The following is a 15,818-nucleotide window of genomic DNA, read 5'->3' on the forward strand; positions in this document are numbered from 1 at the left end:
GATCGCACCATGATAGCGGGTGCGGCTCAGGCTCAGATCACCGTCGGGCATCGTCTATCAAGCGCCAGAAGCAGCTGAAAGGCGCTTGAGTTCCGCTACTTGCGCTTCGAGATCCTTGATGCGCTCGTCACGCTCCTGCAACGCGGCGGCGACGTCCGCAGCCTCGAAACGCTGTGGAATGTGCTGAGGGCAATTGACGTCCCACGCATGCACGCTCATCACGATCACGCGTTCTCCGCGTGCCTTGTAACCTTGCGGCATGAGCTTCGCGAGCAGCGCGGGATCGTCGTCGATCACACGCGCTTCGCCCCATAGCTTGATGCGCCGGCGATGCGCATAGTCGACGAGAAAGAGATGCACTTTCGGGTTGTCGGTTAGATTGCCGGACGTAATGTACTGACGATTGCCGGCGAAGTCGGCGAACGCAATCGTGTGGTCGTCGAGCACGTGCAGAAAACCCGCAGGGCCGCCGCGATGCTGGATATAAGGTTGCCCTTCTGCGCTTGCGGTCGCGAAGAACACACTGGTCTGCTGCTCGATGAAACGCGCGACGTCAGGCGTCAGCCGGGTTTGCCAGCCGTGCTCTTCTTCCATCCGGGCATACGCGTCGCGCGATCCGTTGCGGCTTTGCAATGCCTTGACGGTGGGCGTGAAAGCAATGTCGCTCGGATAACTGTTCGGTTGCGAGTCGAGGCGTGTCATGAAGCGGCTCCTTCGCGGGTCGTTCCGCAAGTAACGCGTCAACCTTAACCGTTAAAGCCTCTCTGGAGAACCCGGCCGGATCGAGAACCGGGTTTCCATCAATTGAGAATAGCGCGCCGCTCAGATGCTAGGCACCAGTTCTTCTTCGCGTTCGAGCGAACGCGCGTTCCTGAGTTCGGGGAAGAGCTTCATCCACAGCAAGGCGACCGTGATCGTTGCGATGCCGCCTACCAGTACGGCCGTTCGTGCGCCCCACCAGCCGGCCGTCACGCCGGACTCGAATTCGCCCAATTGATTCGACGTCCCAATGAAAAGCGAGTTGACGGCGCTCACGCGTCCGAGCATTTCATCCGGCGTGCGAAGCTGCACGAGCGACAGCCGCACGACCACGCTGATGGTGTCCGACGCGCCGAGCGCCATCAACGCAAGCAGCGAAACAATGAACTGATGCGACAGGCCGAACACGAGCGTGGCGATGCCGAACACGACCACGCCGCCGAACATGGCCGCGCCGGGCCGGTTGCGCAGCGGGAAATGTGCAAGCCAGATGGTCCCGGCGAGCGCGCCGATGGCCGTGCCCGAGCGCAACAGGCCAAGCCCGAGCGGCCCCGTATGCAGGAAGTCCCGCGCAAACACCGGAAGCAACGCCGTGGCACCGCCGAACAGCACCGCGAACAGATCGAGCGACAGCGCGCCCAATATGACCGGCTCCTTGCGAATGAACGCGATGCCGGAGAACACCGATTCGAGCGTGACAGGCGCGCGGCTTGCCGGCTTCGCGCGTAGCGGAATGCCCCACACGGCCGTCGCGGCGGCAGCGAAGGACAGCATGCACGCGAGATAAGCGGCGCCCGGCCCGATGCCGTAAAGCAGACCGCCGAGCGCGGGACCGGCGATCTGCGCGGTCTGGTTCGCCGAAGTGGCCCATGCCGTCGCTTTCGGCAACTGCGGGCGCGGCACGACGCCCGGCAGCAGCGAAGCGACCGCCGGCGATTCGAACGCGCGCGCCGCGCCCACGCATGCGGCCAGCGCATAGATGACCGGCGCGCTGATCCATCCGCCAAAGGTGCCGCACGCGAACAGCAATGCGGCGACGCTTTCGAGACTCTGACAAATCGCCGCGATCCGCCGACGATCGTAGCGGTCCGCAAAATGGCCGACCACGAGCGTGAGCAGGAACATTGGCAGGAATTGCGCGAGACCGACGAGGCCGAGCGCGAACGCGCTGTGCGTCAGCGCATAGATATGCCACCCCATCGCGACCGCGAGCATCTGGAACGACAGCGACGAAAGGATCCGCGTGCACCAGAAGCGTTGAAACGCCGGTTGCTTCGGCAGGCTGACACTCGCTGTATCGGTGGAGTCGTTGCGATCGTTGGAATCGGCGGGAACGGGAGGCATCGAGGTCGTCTTGTTTGATTGGGCTGGGCGCGGGCGGCAGCTAGTTTAGAGCAAGCATGCGGGTTCTGCTGACGCGGCGGTCACCGGCGTAGCGCAAGCAGGCCGAGCCAATGCGGCCGCCTCACCGCTCTCCGCCTACCTAAGATTTTCGATGTTTTCATTTGATAACAATTCTCATTTACATTATTCTCTCGCATCATTAATAAAAACTGACGCCGCCGGACACTCCCGACCGCTTTGGTGCGGGCGTGCCGCGTCGTCCGAACCATCCATGCGCTTCGTAAAAACTTCTGCACTACCCGGCCGCTATCGCCGGTTCGGCATCGGCTTGCCGCTTTCGATGATGATGTACATGGTGACCGCGCCAGCCGCGATGGCCGCCGCTTCCTCCGACGCCGCGAGCCCCCAGCCCGCCGCTTCGACGGAATTGCCGGCGGTCGCCGTGCAAGGCACAGCGCTCGCCGACCCGACCGTCGGTTATCGTCCGCGCACGAGCGAAACGGCGAGCGGTATCGCGACGAAGATCAGCGACATTCCGCAATCCGTCGCGGTAGTGAGTTCGAGCGTGATGCAGGACCAGCAGGCGCGCACACTCGACGACGTACTGAGTAACGTAAGCGGGATCACGCAGACCAACACGCTTGGCGGCACGCGCGACGCGTTCATCAAACGCGGCTTCGGTTCGAACGACGACGGCTCGATCCTCGTCGACGGCATCCGCTCGCCGAGCTTGCACAATTATCTGGCGACGATCGACCGTGTCGAAGTTCTCAAAGGCCCCGCCTCGCTGCTCTACGGCATTCAGGAGCCGGGCGGCGTCATCAACCTGATCACGCGCAAACCGGAGGACACCTTCCACGGCTCCGTCTCGGCGAATTACACGAGCCATCGCGGCAGCGGTACGGGCTTCGACCTGACCGGGCCCATCGGCCAGCCGGGACAGGTCGCGGGCGGCACGCTCGCCTTTCGCCTGACCGGCGAATACAACACGGCGCGCTACTGGCGCAGCTTCGGACGTCAGCGCGATTCGTTGATCGCACCGTCGCTCTCATGGCATGACGCCAATACATCGATCGACGTGAGCTACCAGTACGTCGATTACACGACGCCCTTCGACCGGGGCACGGTGCTCGTCAACGGCCATCTCGACGATGCACTGCGCTACACGCGCTACGAGGAACCCTGGGCGCAAAGCTCGGGCGAGCAGGAAACGCTACGGGCGAAGATCGAACATCGCTTCTCGGACGAGTGGCGCGTGCGCGCGACTTACGGATGGAGCCGCGACCGCTACGACCAGTACATCACGCGCGCGACGGCGTTCAACAGCAGGACCGGCATCATGAGCCGCACGTCGGATGCGAATCTGCAGCGCAACGACTCCGACGAGATCGCCACCGTGGGCGCGATCGGCAATCTGAATCTCGCGGGCATGCGTCACGAGGTATATGTGGGCGGCGAATACGAACGGCAGCGCAGCTTTCGGGGCGACACGATTCGCGGCAAGGCAGTGTCCGGCTTCGATCTGTACGAGCCTGTCTATGGAATGCTCGCTGCGGGCGGCACGCCGAGCGCGGCGCAAAGCGATAGCTTGTCGAAAGTGCACACCTACTCGGTCGTCACGCAGGACACCGTTCATCTGACCGACAGGCTGATCGCGGTAGGCGGCGTGCGCTGGGAGAACTGGCAGCAACTGTCGGGCGTGGGCCGTCCGTTCGTGATCGCCGATCACTCGCATGGACAGGTTTGGCTGCCGCAATTCGGCCTCGTGTACCGGCTGACGCCGGCACTTTCCGCGTATGCGAACTTCAGCAAGTCGTTCGTGCCGAACGTCGCCACACAAGTGAACGAGCCGCTCGCGCCGGAGCATGGACGCGTGTTCGAAACCGGGTTGAAGTTCGACTCGCACGGTATCACCGGCACGCTCGCGGTGTATCAGATCGACAAGCAGAACGTCGCGGTAACCGTCGGCGATACGACCGAGACAGTGGGCAGCGCGAGGTCGCGCGGTGTCGAACTGGACGTTGCCGGACGGCTCACGCAGCACGTCAGCGTGATCGGCAGCTATGCATATACGAACGCGACGGACCGCGACGACGGCACGCGTCTCGTGAATGCAGCACGTCACACGGGCAGTCTCTTCGCCGTCTACGACACGATGCTGCCCTACCTGCCGGGACAATGGCGCTTTGGCGGCGGTGCGCGGCTCGTAAGCAAGCGGCCGGGCGATACGGCGAATAGCTTCACGCTGCCGGGCTATGTGGTCGCCGACCTGTTCGCCGCGTACGACACGAAGATCGGCAAGATTCCCACGCATGTGCAACTGAACGTGAAGAACGTGTTCGACAAAACGTACTATCCGTCGAGCAACAGCAATCTGATCATCGCCGTCGGCGAGTCGCGGCTCGTGATGCTCAATACGACGTTTTCGTTCTAAGGCGGCGTTCGACGCAATTCGCGAGGCCGCGCAAATCGCGCGCAGACGTCGCACAAAAAGTCAGGGAGCCATCGGCTCCCTGACTTCGTCCCCGCTTTCAGCAGGATCGGCCTAACTGGATCGATGCATCAACGACGCAACAGCCACATCAGATAAGGGCCGCCCAGAAGCGTCGCAATCACGCCCGCCGGCATCTGCTGCGGGAAGATCATGTTGCGCCCGAGCCAGTCCGACAGCACCATCAGCAACCCGCCAATGAGCGCCGCGATGAGCATCTGCGAACGCGCGCGCGGAAAGCCGAGCAGCCGCGCGAGATGCGGCGCCATCAGGCCGACGAACGACATCGGGCCGATCACGACCGTTGCTCCCGCCGTGAGGATCGCGGCGACCGCGAGCAGCAGCAGCCGCGCGCGCTGTGCGCCGACGCCGAGCGCATCCGCCACGTTGGCGCCGAGCGGCAGGATTTCCAGCCAACGCGCGCCGAGATACGCGACAAGCACGGCGGCGACCGTACACACGCCAACGGCGATGGCCGTCGCGGGCACGATGAGATAGGTCGAACCGTACTGCAGCGGACGCAGCAGGTTCGCATAAGCGCCGCCGCTCGCGGTCGCGAGCATGATGACTGCTTGCGCGAACGCGCTGATCGCGATGCCCGCGAGTAACACGTGCTCGGGCGCGAAACCGCTGCGGCGTCCAAGCGTGACGATAGTCAGCAGGCAAATAAGTGCACCGGCCGCCGATCCCGCGAGCAGCACGGGCGTCGACGGCTCCGTCGCGACGACCGCGGCCACCAGCATGCCGAGCATCGCGCCACCGCTGACGCCGAGCAAGTCGGGGCTCGCCATAGGATTGCCGGTTACGCGCTGCAGGATCGTGCCCGCGAGTGCGACCATCACGCCGGCCCCGAGCGAAGCAGTCAGCCGCGGCACGCGCCAGAACCAGACGTCGCTCCAATGTTGCGCGTCCGTCCACTGCCAGCCGTGTAGCGTCACCGAAAAACACAGCGAGATGACAACCGCGGCAACGAGCAGCCCGCCGAGCAGCAGCACGGGCACACGCAACGCGCGGCGCGGGGCTGCGCGTTCCACCGACGCTGGACGCGGCGCGTCGACGTGCAAACGGCGCAGCATCCACAGCAGCAGCGGGCCGCCGCAGAGGGCCACCGCGACGCCGGTCGGCAGCAATTCGCCGAGCACGCCTGGCAAGCTCTGCACGGCTTGGTCGGCGATTGCGAGCAACAGCGCGCCGACGAGCGGCGCCCACAGCAACTGGTCGCGCAGCCGGCGCGCGCCCATCAGTCGCGCGAGCACCGGACCGCCGAGCCCAATGAAGCCGATCACGCCGACCGCGCTCGCGACGAACGCGCTCAGGATCACCGCGATGGCGAGCGCGACGGGCCGCGTCCATGCGAGCGACATACCGAGCTGGCTCGCGCTGCCGTCGTCGAGAGAAAACAGCGTGAGCGGACGCACAAGTAGCGCCGCAGCCGCACCGCAGGCGAGCACGCGCGGCAGTAGCCAGACGACACCCGCCCAGCCGTTCTGCACGAGCGAGCCGCCGCCCCAGATGAAAACGGACGTGAGCGAACGCTCGAACACAATAGTTAGGAGGACGGACAGTGCACCGCAATACAGGTTCACGATCATTCCGGCCAGCACGATCGACACGGCGGCGAAGCCTTTGCGCCAGGTCATCGCCATGGTTGCCAGCATTGCGAGTGCGGCGCCGGTCAGCGCAACCGTGAAACGCATGTCGGCGACCAACGCGGGCGCGACGACCGCGGCGATCGTCAGGGCGAGATAGGCGCCCGCTGACACGCCAAGCGTAAGCGGTTCGGCAAGCGGATTGCGTAATACCTGCTGGAACACGACACCGGCGAGCGACAAAGCCGCACCGGCGATCAACGCAATGGCGACGCGCGGCAACCAGCCATAACGCACGACGAGTTGCGGCAGCGTTGCGTCGGCGCCGGACAGCACGACGCCTGGCCATTGCGCGACCGGCAGCCGCGCCGATAGCGTGTGATAAACGAGCCACGCGGCCAGCATCAGCAGCAACGCGGGCAGTCGCCATGTGCGAGGGGCGGCGAAGGCGACGGTCGCCGTTGGGCGATTCATGTAGTGACTCCTTGCAGCGCGTTTGCGAGGCTGTCGGCAAAACGCATCGACGCAACGACGCCGCCGAGCGCAGGCAACGGTCCGATATGTTGCACGCGGTTTTGCCTCACGAACGGCAACGCGCCCCATAGCGGGCTTCGCGCAAGTTGCGCGGCGACGCCGGGCGGCACGCCGATCGTGACGACTTGCGCATCGGTGCGCGTCGCGAGCGCGCCGAGGTCCGCTTCGGTCATGCCTTGCGGATCGGCCATGCCCTGCCACGCATTGTCGATTCCGAGCGCGCCGAGCACGCCGCCGAACAGACTGTTCTTGCCGAACACGGCGATATGCCGGTCGTCGATTGGGCGTAGTAGATAGAGCGGGCGTCCGGTCCCGCGAAAGGCCGCGAGACGTGCGGACGCGTCGGCAAGCGCGGCGTCGGCGCGTGCGAACAGCGCATCGGCCGCGGCCTCGCGTCCTAGCGCGCCGGCCAGCCTTCGCGTCGCGGCATGAACCGCCGGATACACGTCGATGCCGGGTCCGAACAATTGCACCGTCAACGTCGGCGCGATCCGTTCGAGCAACGCGCGCAGCGGCGCATGCCATGGGGTGATGACGATAAGCTCTGGTTTCAGCGACTCCAGCACCTCGAAATTGGGCTGATACAGCAAGCCCGTGTCGACGACGGAAGACGGCAACGGTGGAACGCCGTCGAGCTTCGCATACCACGTGGGACGCGAAACGCCGGCCGGAACCACGCCGAGCGACAGCACGACTTCCGTCAGCGGCCAGTCGAGCACCACGACGCGCGGATTCGAAGCGACAGCGGCGCCTGCAGCCGCACGCGCGGCCGAACTCGCGGCCAAACTCACCGCCGCCTCGCGGGCGAACGGAGCGCCCGATGCCGCGAGCGCCGCCGCGCCCAAACCCGCGAGCGCGAGGCGCCGCCTGCCGTTAAAGCGCAAGCGTTCCGTCATGACAACGCATGCAGTGAGCCATCGGCGCTACCCTTCGTCATGGCCATCACCATTGGTAGCGCGCCGTTCCGAGCACCGTACGGCTCGCGCCCCAGTAGCAAACCGACGCGGTCGTGCAGTACGAGATGTACTCGCGGTCGAACACGTTGTTCAGGTTCAGCGACAGACGCCAGTTCTGGATGTCGTAATGCGCACCCAGGTCGACGAGTACGCGCCCCGGCACCGTGAACGTGTTGGCTGCGTCGCCCGCCGAACTGCTCATATAGCGCACGCCCGAGCCGAGGCCGAAGTTGCGCAGCGGTCCGCGGTGGAACGTGTAATCCGCCCACAGCGAAGCGGTGTTACGAGGCGCGATCGTCGGGCGCTTGTTCAGGCTGCTAGCCGTCGTCGTGTTCGTCACTTCCTGATTCAGGTACGTGTACGACGCGATCACCTTCACGTCTGCGGTGACATTCGCGTGCGCTTCCAGTTCGACGCCGCGCGAGCGGATCTGACCGGTTTGTATCGTGCTGCCCAGATGGTTCGGATCGCTTACCGACACGTTGTCCTGCGTGAGAGTGAACGCGGCGACCGAGAAGTAGCCGTCGAACCACTTCGGCTGATAACGCACGCCGGCTTCGACCTGCCGGCCCTTGGTCGGCGCGAACGGCGCGCCCGAGTATGTCGCGCCGAGCACCGGCTGGAACGAACGCGAATAGCTGATGTACGGCGCAATGCCGTTTTCGAACTCGTACGCGAGACCGGCGCGCCAGGTGAACGCGTGATCGTTCGTGTGGTAGGTCGTGCCGGTTCCGGTGGTGAGCAACGTGGTCTGCTGGTTGCCTCCTGTCCAGTCCTCACGAACGCCGAACGTCAGCACCCAGTTGCGCCAGCGCGCCTCGTCCTGCGCATAGACGCCGACCGTGCTCAACGAATAGTCGAGGCGCGTGTTCGCTTGCTGTGTCGGCAGCGACGAGAAGTTCGGGTTATACAGATCGACCGTGCCGAGGACGGAATTGCCCTCTGTGTCGCCCAGCATCGAGCGCTGATAGTCGAGACCGAACAGCAACGTGTGCTGGACGGCGCCCGTCGTCACCTTGGCCTGCGCGTGCGTGTCGACCTCGAACTGCGTGTAGTGTTCGTTATCGACGTTGCCCCACATCGACACCGTACGCTGATTGCTTCCGAGCGCGCTCGTCACCGACGTCTGGTAGTAATGCTGGTCGATGTGCAGATAGCGCAGGTTCTGCGACACGCTGAGTTTGTCGTTGATCGCATGATCGAACTGATAACCGAACCAGTACTGGGTGCGGTGCATGCCGTCGCGATCCGGATCGCCGAAATATTTGTCCGGCCCAAGTTGACCGTTTGGATTACTGAACAATGTCGCGCCTGCGGGAACCGGATTGAACAGTCCACCGTTCGGGTCGCGCTGAAAACTGCCCTGCAGCGTGAACGTGGTGTCGCGGTTCGGGCGGATCGTGACCGACGGCGCGATGGCAAGCCGCTGGTCCTTGATCGCGCTGACTTGCGTCTCGGCGGTGCGGGCGACGCCTGTCAGCCGGTACAGCACGGTGCCATTCTTGTCGACGGGACCGCTAAAATCGAAACCCAACTGATAGTTGTTGTGGTTGCCGATCTGCATCATGAGTTCGTGATACGGCTGCTCCGTCGGCAACTTGCTCACGTAGTTGACGAGACCACCCGGGCTGCCCTGCCCATAGAGCACTGAGGCCGGACCATGGAGCACGTCGATGCGCTCCATGAAATATGGGTCGATGCGCGGCGTCGCGAAGCGCGGCGACTGGTACAGATGCAAGCCGTCCAGATACGAGTCGAGCGCAAAACCCCGGCCGTAAAGCTGATCGGCACGAATGTCGGTGCCGTCCTGCGAATACACGCCCGGTGTATAGCGCAACGCCTGATCGACAGTCTGCGCGCCCTGATCGTCCATCTGCTGACGCGTTACGACCGATACGCTCTGCGGATTCGTGAGCAACGCGGAATCCGTCTTGGTTCCCGTCATGGAACGTTTGGCCACGTAGCCGACGCCTGGCCCAAGCGGATCCTCAGCAGAACTGCGCACCTGGACCGCGGGCAATTCCTTCGAGGCCTCCGTGCCCGAGGCCGCGGCCGGCGACCCTTGCGCGTGCGCGCCGAACCCGGCAACGCCCAGCATCAGCGCCACGTATATCGGGCGCAGGTGCGGCAAGCCGCGCTCCCGTTTAGAACCGCTTTTCCCTGCCTGCTCTACCTTCATTCTTCTTGTTTCCCCATTCTTGTATCCCCGAGTCAGGGGCGGCGTCCCGCGCCGCTCCTGGTGCGTGACGATTCTCTCAAGACAAGATGCTAATGTAAACAATAATCGTTCGCATTCAATGTGAATAAATCGTCGCGACGAAGCGACAACGGCGCTTGTCGGAGAGTCCTGCAGGTCGTGCGGCGGACCTTGCAGAACGCCGACTGCTCAGGCGTCGCCGTATAAGGACGCTGATGGGTGGTCGTTTCGTGGAAGCGGCTGTCCGAACCACTGCGCAAGCTGCGCCGCGAGAAGCGGATGGTGGACGATGCTGGAATGAGTCGCGTCGATGTCGAACTCGTGCAGCCGGCCGCGCGTGCGGTCCGCCCATGACATCCGGCGGCGCGGATCGGCGACACGCAGAGCGCGCCACACGTGCAGATCGCAAGCGACGCGCGGCAGTTCATGCCGGGACATCAAGTCCGCGTGCATGGAATCGACGGCAAGCGCTTTGCCGAGCAGCGACGGCTCCGCCCCGTCGAGCAATGCGAGTTCGGGCGCAGCCACGGAGCTTTCGTCGACTATGGGCGCAGCGCCGTCTACGCGATGCGTCGCCGTATCGACGATACCGACGAACGACGCGCGCGCGCCGCGCCGCTCGAAATGATCCGCGATGGCGATCGCAAGCCGCCCGCCGAACGACCATCCGAGCAACGCGTAGTCGCCGTGCGGCTGCAGCGCCTCGATGCGCTGTGCGTAGTGCGCGGCGAGCGCTTCGAAGCTGTCGCCTTCCCATGGCTCGCCACGCAGCACCGGCGCCTGCATCGCGATCAGGGTCACGCGGCCATTGAGCGCTTGCGCAAGCGTGCGATATTCGCCGACCATGCCGTAGCCCGGATGCAGACAGAACAGCGTGGCGGGCGCACCGAGCGCGTTCAACGGCACGGCCGGCGATGACACGGCGCACGCCCGCGCGTTCGCGTCTTGCGGCCGACGTCGCGCGAACCAGCCAGCGAGCGCGTCGTCGGACGGCACCGGCAGACTGGCCTCATAGACCGCACGCGCAGCCCAGCTTGCAGCGACGGCGTCGCGCCTTGCAAGCGCCTCGATCGACTCCGGAACTGCTTTTAGGGAAGCGGACATCTGCGGCTGCGACGTGGCCGTGCGTAAATGAGCCAGCAGTTCGCCGAGAGCGGACTCGAACGACGCGAAGAGTTTCTCCGCGAGCTCGTCGGGCAAGAACTGCGGCGCGTAGCCCCAGTTGAACGCCAGCGAGTTGCCTGCAATCCAGCCATTGATATCGAGCGCGCGATCGGGAATCCGCGCATGCGGCGCGATGGCGTCTCCCGACGATTCAGGCGCGAAGCCAAAGCGGCTTTCGCCGTCGAACGTTTGATCGAAGCGGCCCAGGTAGTTAAAGCCGATTTCCGGGGATGGCAGCGCACGCACCGCGGACTGGCTGGCTGCGTCGGCGCAACAGGCCAGCAGGCCCCAGCCGAGGCCGCGCAGCGGTACTGCGGCAAGGCGCTCGCGCACGCGCAGCAGCGAGTCAGCGGAGTCCATGCCGCGCGGTAACGCGAGCGGGTATTGAGTGGTGAACCACCCAACCGTTCGGCTGAGGTCTGCGCCTTCAATCACGTCTTCGCGACCGTGGCCCTCCAGTTCGACCAGCACTTCGTCACGCGCGACGGTATCGCCGATGGCCCGAGCGAGCGCGGCAAGCAGCACTTCATCGACACGCATTTTGTAGGCGCGCGGCGCTTCGCGCAGCAACTCGGCGGTCATGTCGGGCGATAGTTTCTTCAGCAGCGTCTTTTGCGGTTGGGGATGCGAAGAAAGCGGCGGGAACAGCGGGCCGGCGCGCAACGCCGGCGCGTCGAGTGACGTTTGCCACCACGCGAGTTCACTGACGCGCTCCGATGATTCGGCATACTGATTGATTGCGCGTACCCAGGCGCGCCATGGCATCGACGGCGCCGGCAGCGCGATGGGTTCGTCGCGTTCGGCCTGTTCATAGGCGGTTTGCAGTTCTTCGAGGAGCACGCGCCAGGAGACGCCGTCCACCGCCAGGTGATGAATCGCGATCAGTACGCGCGTTTCGTCGAGCGTCTCGAAGTGGCCCACGCGCCAGATCGGGCCGTGTTCGATGTTCAGGCTCGACTGGATGCGGTCGCAGGCCGCTGTCAGCCTGGAAAGCGAGGCGAGGTGGTCGTGATGGACTACCGCTGTGCTAGCTGACTGTAACGGTTGTGAGGTCTGCGCTGCTTGAGAGGCTTCAGACATTTGCGCGAACATCTCTGACGCCCCTGCTTGCTTCACCGCCACCTGCTTCCACTCCCCCGCCTCCTTCACGAACCGTAGCCGCAACGCGTCATGCCGCGCCTCCAGCGCCGCCACCGCGCGCTCCAGCGCCGCCGGCACCAGCCGCCCTTTCACCTTCAGCAGCACCGCCTGGTTCCAGTGCGATTCCCCTTGCGGATAGCGCTCGAAGAAGAGCCGCTGGATCGGCGTCAACGGCAGCGCGGCGCCGTCGTCGATCTCCTGTACTGCGCCCGCGTCCAGCCGCTGTGCGCGTTGCGCGAGGCCGGCCACGGTTGGATGCTCGAACACCTGCCGCGGCGTCAGCCGCCAGCCCGCCTCGCGTGCCCGCGCGATGATCTGCAGGCTCTGGATCGAGTCCCCGCCCGCTTCGAAGAAGTTGTCCGTCACACCGAGGTCATCGCGCCCGAGCACGGCCGCCCAGATCGACAGCAGTGCCGCTTCGACCTCGTTCGACGGCGCCACCCGTTCGATCGACCCCGCCTGCGGCGCGGGCAGCGACGCCCGGTCGAGCTTGCCGTTGGGCATCCACGGCAACCGTGCGAGCACCGTTATCGACGACGGCACCATGTAGCCGGGCAGCTTCTGCTCCAGTTCGCGCTGCAGACGCTGCGCGTCGAGCGGCTGCAAGGCCGCTGCATCGGACTGCCCCGCCACATACGCCGCGAGCCGCTGCTTCTGCGCCTCGCCCACCACGATCACCGCGGCTTCGCGCACGCCCTCGCACTGGCGCAGCACCGCCTCGATCTCGCCCAGTTCGATGCGCTGCCCGCGCAGCTTCACCTGCTGGTCCAGCCGCCCGAGGAACTCCACCGTGCCGTCCGCGCGCAGCCGGCACAGGTCACCGCTGCGATAGAGGCGCGCCCCCGGCTCGCCGTACGGGTCCGGCACGAACCGCTCCGCCGTCAGCGCTGCCCTTCCCGGATAGCCGCGCGCCACCGTCGGTCCGCCGATGCACAGCTCGCCGAGCCCGCCCACCGGCGCCTCATCGCCGAACGCGTCGAACACCCGCGCCGTACGCCCCGGATACGGATGCCCGATCGGCACCGTCACCTGCCGTGCGTCGTCGGCTCCGGTGCGGCGGTACAGTGCCGCCACCGTCGTCTCGGTCGGCCCGTACAGGTTGTCCAGCCGGATATCCGCGAGCGGCCCCTCGCGCCAGCGCGCGAGCGCGTCGCCCGGCAGCGCCTCGCCGCCCACCGTCACCTGGCGTAGCGCGAGCTGCGCGCGCGGCGGCGCATGACGCTGCCACTGCTGCCACAGCGCGGTCGGAATCCGCGCGAATGTCACGCGCCGCTTCACCAGCCGCTCGCTCAGGCTTTGCAGATCCCACGGCTGCGAGCCGCGCATCTCCACCGTCGCGCCGCGCAGCAGCGCCGGCAGCGTCTCGTGCAGCGCGACGTCGAAGTTGATCGTCGACGAGTGCAGCACCGTATCCTTGCCGTCGATGCCGTAGGTCGCGAGAAAGTCCTGCAGGTGCGTCCACAGCGCGCCGTGGCTCACGCCGACGCCCTTGGGCCGGCCAGTCGAGCCCGATGTGTAGAGCACGTAGGCGAGCTGGTCGGGATGAAGGGGGGTGTCGAGGAACTGTGGTGCTGCGGTCGCTGTTTCCGCGCTCAAGGCGGCATCGTGCTGAGTCGCCCCCACCTCAACCACCTCACACCCAGCCAGCACCGCCCCCACCTGCTTCGCGCTAGCGCTATCGGCCACCACCTCTACGATGCCCGCGTCGTCGATCATCTGCGCAAGGCGTGCGGGCGGATACTCGGGATCGAGCGGCACGAACGCCCCACCCGAGCGGATGATCCCAAGCAGTGCCGCAACCAACGCCGGACCGCGTGCCACGCACAGCCCCACGCGCCGCTCGGCGCCAACGCCTCGCGCGACGAGCCGTGCCGCCAGCGCCGCCGACCACGCGTCCAGTTCCGCATAGGTGAGCGATTCATCCTCGCAGCGCAACGCAATCGCATGCGGCGAGCGCTTCGCCTGCGCCGCAAGCGCCATCCCGAGCGATTCGAACGCATAACGCTGCAACGGCGCTGCTTCGTATCGCCCGGGCAGCGTCAACGATCCAACGCGTCGCGCGACGTCTTCGGCCATCTTCGTCAGAATTGCTTCGTACTGCAATGCAATTTGTTCGACGGTGCTTGCATCGAACACATCCGCCGCATAGTTGAACATCAGGCGCAGGCCGTGCCCGTCGTCCACCACGTTCAGCACAAGATCGAAACGCGCCGTGTCCGTGCCGCCTGCCTCCGGCTCCACGACAAGTCCTGGCATCGCAACGGACGCGCTACTCGTCGCCTGCTCGAGGTTGAACATCACCTGAAACAGCGGCGAGCGCCCGAGATCGCGTTCGATCCGCAATGCGTCGAGGATGCTGCCGAACGGCGCCGCCTGGTGCGCATGCGCTTCGAGCACACGTTCATGCAATCCAGCGAGCAGCGTGCCGAACGGCATGCGGCCGTCCACATCGACGTCGATCACGAGCGTGTTGACGAAAAAGCCGATCAGCCCTTCCGTCTCGCTGCGCTGCCGTCCCGCCGACGGCACGCCGATCCGTACGCCTGACTGCCCGTCATAGCGATACAGCAAGGCGGCATACGCGCCAAGCAGTAAAGTGAAAAGCGTCGTGCGCTGCGCGCGCGCGACTTCGCGCAGGCGCCCGGCGAGCGCAGGGGCGACGTCGCGCCGCGCGCGTCCGCCTTCGATGCCCCGCACCGCAGCGCGCGGCCGGTCCAATGGTAGTTCGAGCGCGGGGCGATCGGTGCCGAGGCGCTGCGTCCAATACGCTAGATCGTCAACGAGCGCGCCGTCCTGCCATTCACGCTGCCATGCAGCGACGTCGCCAAAATGAATTTCGACGGGCGGCAGCGCGCGAGCCAGCGGCGCATCCTGGCCCGTGAGTGCCGCGCGATACAGCGCCGCGAGTTCGCGAACGAGCAATGACTGCGACCAGCCGTCAGACACGATGTGATGCACGACGATCGAGAGCGCGTGACGCTCTGCCCCGATCGCGATGAGATCGACACGCAGCAGCGGCCCCTTCATCAGATCGAATGGTTCGCGAGAGGCGGCACGCAGCGTGTCGCGCAGTTGCGCGGCGTCTTCGAGCGCGTGCTCGCGCCACAGGTAGTGCGCGCCGTCACCGATGTGCTGCGCCACCACGCCGCGCGTCTCCACGAAGCGCGTACGCAGTGCGCCATGGCGTGCGACGAGCGCATCGAATGCACGGCGCAATGCGGGCACATCGAGATGTCCCGTCGACCGCAGCGCACGCGACAGGTTGTACGCCGGGTTCTGCGGATCGAGTTTCCACAAGAACCACAGGCGCTCCTGCGCGGGCGCAAGGGGGTAAAGCGCGGAGCCGGGCGAAGAAGGAACGCCGTCCTTATCGTTCGCGTTGCCAGCCTCGCGCGACAACGGCACGATCGGCAGACGCGCGGGATCGACGCCCTGCTCGCTCGCCTTCTCGCGAAAACGGCGCCGACGCTCCGGCGACAGCGCTGCGTACTTGCGCGAAATCGCGAGCGCGTGGCTCGGCGCGTCGCCGATGCCTGTGGAAGAATCCGGCGCTGCGGCCGGTTCGTTGCGGGTCGTGGTCTGCATGACGTCAGTCTGGTCAGTCTAGTAGGTAAGCGAGCGCGTCGCGCCCGCGCATGGTGTTC

Annotated in this window: 7 protein-coding genes; 1 reads left to right on the forward strand and 6 read right to left on the reverse strand. The window is 65.6% G+C overall.

Annotated elements, in window-relative coordinates:
• Window positions 1-57: 57 nt before the first annotated feature.
• Both SB753_RS27225 and SB753_RS27230 read right to left on the reverse strand, forming a co-directional pair.
• A complete protein-coding gene (locus SB753_RS27225) occupies window positions 58-702 on the reverse strand; it encodes a pyridoxamine 5'-phosphate oxidase family protein (protein WP_410802799.1) in 645 nt (214 codons plus the stop codon).
• Between the two features lie 120 nt (window positions 703-822).
• Complete coding sequence (locus tag SB753_RS27230; protein WP_410802801.1) at window positions 823-2,103, reverse strand: MFS transporter; 1,281 nt, start codon at window positions 2,101-2,103, stop codon at window positions 823-825.
• Window positions 2,104-2,476: 373 nt separating this feature from the next.
• On the opposite strand from SB753_RS27230, the gene SB753_RS27235 reads away from it, so the two are divergent.
• Window positions 2,477-4,537 carry a TonB-dependent siderophore receptor gene (locus SB753_RS27235; protein ID WP_410802908.1) on the forward strand — a complete coding sequence of 687 codons (2,061 nt, stop codon included), beginning with the start codon at window positions 2,477-2,479 and terminating at the stop codon, window positions 4,535-4,537.
• Between the two features lie 128 nt (window positions 4,538-4,665).
• Here the strand turns inward: SB753_RS27235 and fhuB are convergent, their stop codons facing one another.
• The 4 genes from fhuB to SB753_RS27255 all read right to left on the reverse strand — a co-directional run bounded on the left by fhuB (window position 4,666) and on the right by SB753_RS27255 (window position 15,759).
• On the reverse strand, window positions 4,666-6,657 hold the full coding sequence (gene fhuB / locus SB753_RS27240; protein WP_410802803.1) for a Fe(3+)-hydroxamate ABC transporter permease FhuB: 1,992 nt from the start codon (window positions 6,655-6,657) through the stop codon (window positions 4,666-4,668).
• On the reverse strand, window positions 6,654-7,613 hold the full coding sequence (locus tag SB753_RS27245) for an ABC transporter substrate-binding protein (protein WP_410802805.1): 960 nt from the start codon (window positions 7,611-7,613) through the stop codon (window positions 6,654-6,656). The genes fhuB and SB753_RS27245 overlap by 4 nt, the downstream gene beginning before the upstream one ends.
• Window positions 7,614-7,659: 46 nt before the next feature.
• Window positions 7,660-9,852, reverse strand: a complete 2,193-nt coding sequence (locus SB753_RS27250) for a TonB-dependent siderophore receptor (protein WP_408417039.1) — start codon at window positions 9,850-9,852, stop codon at window positions 7,660-7,662.
• A gap of 207 nt (window positions 9,853-10,059) precedes the next feature.
• Window positions 10,060-15,759: an amino acid adenylation domain-containing protein gene (locus SB753_RS27255; protein WP_410802807.1), complete on the reverse strand. Its 5,700-nt coding sequence runs from the start codon at window positions 15,757-15,759 to the stop codon at window positions 10,060-10,062.
• Between the last annotated feature and the right edge of the window lie 59 nt (window positions 15,760-15,818).

Source organism: Paraburkholderia sp. SIMBA_053 (assembly GCF_046534895.1).
GTDB classification, from domain to species: domain Bacteria; phylum Pseudomonadota; class Gammaproteobacteria; order Burkholderiales; family Burkholderiaceae; genus Paraburkholderia; species Paraburkholderia caledonica.

Coding starts and splice junctions, on each gene's coding strand:
- SB753_RS27225 (WP_410802799.1), bottom strand. CDS start 702: ATGACACGCCTCGACTCGCAACCGAACAGTTATCCGAGCGACATTGCT.
- SB753_RS27250 (WP_408417039.1), bottom strand. CDS start 9,852: ATGAAGGTAGAGCAGGCAGGGAAAAGCGGTTCTAAACGGGAGCGCGGC.
- SB753_RS27245 (WP_410802805.1), bottom strand. CDS start 7,613: ATGACGGAACGCTTGCGCTTTAACGGCAGGCGGCGCCTCGCGCTCGCG.
- SB753_RS27230 (WP_410802801.1), bottom strand. CDS start 2,103: ATGCCTCCCGTTCCCGCCGATTCCAACGATCGCAACGACTCCACCGAT.
- fhuB (WP_410802803.1), bottom strand. CDS start 6,657: ATGAATCGCCCAACGGCGACCGTCGCCTTCGCCGCCCCTCGCACATGG.
- SB753_RS27235 (WP_410802908.1), top strand. CDS start 2,477: ATGGCCGCCGCTTCCTCCGACGCCGCGAGCCCCCAGCCCGCCGCTTCG.
- SB753_RS27255 (WP_410802807.1), bottom strand. CDS start 15,759: ATGCAGACCACGACCCGCAACGAACCGGCCGCAGCGCCGGATTCTTCC.